This is a genomic window from Kitasatospora putterlickiae (assembly GCF_039527695.1).
GTDB classification, from domain to species: domain Bacteria; phylum Actinomycetota; class Actinomycetes; order Streptomycetales; family Streptomycetaceae; genus Kitasatospora; species Kitasatospora putterlickiae.
The window spans coordinates 1-1462 of the sequence record NZ_BAAAKJ010000322.1 but is presented as its reverse complement, the minus strand read 5'-3'; the positions used below and the strand labels follow the sequence as shown (position 1 = coordinate 1462).

1 protein-coding gene is annotated in these 1462 nt (G+C 70.8%); it reads right to left on the bottom strand.

Annotation, left to right across the window (positions count from 1 at the left end):
- A partial coding sequence (locus tag ABD308_RS30445) for a M28 family peptidase (protein WP_344342100.1) occupies positions 1 to 1462 on the bottom strand: 1462 nt, incomplete at both ends.

Here is a 1462-nt window from a genome sequence, read left to right as displayed (position 1 = left end):
AGCGTCGCGGAGCCGCCGGACTGCACCGAGGAGGGGCTGACCGAGGCCGTCACACCGGCCGGCGCGCCGGAGACGGAGAGGTTCACCGTCTGGGCGGAGCCGGTGGTGGTCTGGGTGTTCACCGTGGCGGTGGTGGACTCGCCCGGCTTGGCGTTGCCGGTGGCCGGGTTGACCGCGACCGAGAAGTCGTTGTTCGGGATCGGGCCGCTGCCCACCGAGGTCTTCCACAGGGTGTAGGCGACGCCGTCGGCGCTGCGGTCCAGCACGGTGGCGTTGATGTTGCTGGTGGTGTCGCACGACGAGTGGTAGCAGGAGTCGTACGCGCGGCCCGCCGTGCCGCCCCACTTCGCCGCCTGGGACGAGGTCTTGGTGGCGCTGGCGCCCGCCGCGTAGCCCGAGGTCGGGATGCCGGCCGACTGGAACGAGGCGTCGTCCGAGCGGCCCTGGCCCTCGACGTTCTCCTCCGGCTGCAGGTTCAGCGAGTCCCAGTACGCCTTCATCGGCGCCGAGGTGGTGGAGTTGACGTTGTTGATGAAGTAGCCGCCGTTGGTCGAGCCGACCATGTCGAAGTTGTAGTAGCCCTTGATCGCGCTGCGGGCCGTGGAACTCAGCTGGCTCACGTAGTGCTTGGAGCCCTGCAGGCCCTGCTCCTCGCCGGTCCACCAGGCGAAGCGGACGTGGCGGGTCAGGGTCGGGTTCGCCTGGGCGAGGGCGAGCGCGTTCTCCAGCAGCACGGCCGAGCCGGAGCCGTTGTCGTTGATGCCCGGGCCGGCGCTGACGCCGTCCAGGTGCGCGCCGAACATGGTCACCTGGTCGGACGGGCCGCCCGGCCAGTCGGCGATCAGGTTGTTGGCGGTGTAGGTGCAGGTGGTGCAGGTCTGCTCGCTGACCTGGTAGCCGGCCGCCTGGAGCTTGGCCTTCACGTAGGCGAGCGACTGGCTGTACCCGGCGGTGCCGGTACGCCGGTTGCCGCCGTTCTGCGAGGCGATGGTGTTGAACTGGCTCAGGTGCGCCTGGACGTTGGCGACGCTGATGTCGGGGGCGCTGCCGCCGGGGTTGCCACCGCCGACCGTCAGCGTGTACTGCGCGGTGTGGGTGACCTGGCCGGTGGCCGTGACCGTGATGACGTAGCTGCCCGGCGCGGTGTTCGCGCTGGTGGAGACGGTCATCGTGGCGGAGGCGCCGGTCTGCACCGAGGACGGGCTGAAGCTGACGTTCGCGCCGCTCGGGGCGCCGGAGGCGCTCAGGTTGACCGACTGGGCGCCGCCCGAGGTGACGGCGGTGTTGACCGTCGCGGTGGCGGAGGAGCCGGGCTGGACCTGGCCGGCCGACGGGTTCAGCGAGAGCGAGAACTCGTTGGTCTGGCCGCCGGTGCAGGTGGCCTCACCGGTCTGGGCGGGGACGCTGATCGCGTCCCAGGCGGCCTTGGTGCGGTTGTACAGGTTGCAGGTGGGGTCGAGGT